Source organism: Mesorhizobium sp. M7A.F.Ca.CA.002.05.1.1 (assembly GCF_003998335.1).
GTDB lineage: Bacteria > Pseudomonadota > Alphaproteobacteria > Rhizobiales > Rhizobiaceae > Mesorhizobium.
Window position 1 is genome coordinate 2930 of sequence record NZ_RZQI01000505.1, and the last position, 1479, is coordinate 4408.

Annotated in this window: 1 protein-coding gene and 2 pseudogenes; 2 read left to right on the top strand and 1 reads right to left on the bottom strand. The window is 64.8% G+C overall.

Annotated features, from left to right (window positions below; genetic code table 11):
- A pseudogene (locus EN939_RS39215) lies at window positions 1–317 on the bottom strand (DUF805 domain-containing protein); the annotation flags it as partial.
- Between the two features lie 139 nt (window positions 318–456).
- On the opposite strand from EN939_RS39215, the gene EN939_RS38585 reads away from it, so the two are divergent.
- Both EN939_RS38585 and EN939_RS38590 read left to right on the top strand, forming a co-directional pair.
- Window positions 457–1011 (top strand): hypothetical protein, encoded by a 555-nt coding sequence (locus EN939_RS38585; RefSeq protein ID WP_206528320.1) that lies wholly within the window; start codon window positions 457–459, stop codon window positions 1009–1011.
- Window positions 1012–1252: 241 nt separating this feature from the next.
- A pseudogene (locus EN939_RS38590) lies at window positions 1253–1479 on the top strand (glycosyltransferase); the annotation flags it as partial.

Genomic DNA, 1479 nt, shown 5'->3' on the forward strand with positions numbered 1-1479 from the left:
AGATCGCCGGGCTCGGCTATCTCGGAAGATCGACCGAAATGCTGCGCAGCGGGCGGGACCACTGCGGACGGAACGCTGGCCTGGGCCGGTGCGGCTTTGACGCTGGGATTGGCGGCGGAGGGAGCGGCAGTCGGAGCGGTGATCGAAAAAACGTCGCGCGCCTGGCCGCCACCCGGCTGGAACTCGACGGCCGCGCCCTTCCGCATAGCAGTTTCCCGGCGCAGGTTCTCGCGGGTGAAGGTGTAACGGTTGCCGTCGGCCCCGGATATGAAGCCGAAGCCCTGGATCTCGTCATAGTGAAGTACTTCGCCGCGCATTTGCCACCCCCGCTCGCCACGTCCCGGCCGAAGGTGGCACAGGGCCGGGCCGATGGGCAAGACGGCCAGCATGGCTACCGTCTTCGCGGCAAATGAAGCATAAGGCATCGAGTGCAACCGCCTTCGACAGAAGCAGAACATGACAGTCGAGAGTCCTGACAGTAAAACCGTGATTGAAGATGGAGGGGAAAGAAGACCTCCCAGGCTGGCCATCGACGCCACCGGCCTGACGTTCTGGCCGTCCGGCCAGGGACTTGTCGGCATCCCGCGGGTGGAAAGCTTTCTCGTCAGCGCAGCCCTGGCCGATCCCGACCCTAGCGTGGAGGTGGTGGCGTTCCGACCGTGGGAAGGCCGGTTTCGCCCCCTCGCTCCTTTCGAGCAGGACCATGTCGCGACGGGCGAGATTTCACCCTGGCGCCTCAAACGATGGCCTGGGAGACGTACGGCGATGTCGCAGGCCCTCGAAGCGGTGAGGCAGCAGCCATGGGGCAAGCGCGACGCCGACCGCCATCTCGCCAAGACGGTGACCCATGGCCGCAAAGGGATTGCCTATTCAGGCGACGAGGTTGCTGATCAGGGCCTATCGTCTGTACCAGCGGGCGCGGATCCGGTCGGCCCCGCGTCAGGTTCCAAGCCAACCGAACGAGACCGAACGCGGCTTTGTCCTGATCAGCCATCACATTCTGACCGGTGACGATCGAGCCGCCCTTTCCGGGCGCGCCGGTGGCCTTGCGTTTCTTTGCCACGACCTCATCCCGACACTGCGCCCCGACATGGTTGGTATGAGCCCTGGCGAGGCTCGCTACGGGTCATATCTCGAGCACCTCGTGCGTTCCGGCGCGCCGGCATTTTGTGCATCCGACGAAGTTGGTGCGACGCTGACCGACCATATGCAACAGGCAGGCGTCACACAGCCGGTGGTATACCGGTTTCCGATGCCTTCCATCCTGTACGAGACGGCTTCGCGCATCGGCCAGACTTCGCGCATCGAGGCCGACGAGCCGTTCGTGCTCTATTGCTCGACCATCGAGGTGCGCAAGAACCACATCCTGCTGGCACGGATATGGCAGCAGGCGCTCGACGAGGGCGTCAAGCTGCCGCGGCTCGTCTGCGCCGGGCGCTGGGGCTGGATGATCGATCCGCTGCGCGCCTATCTCAAGGC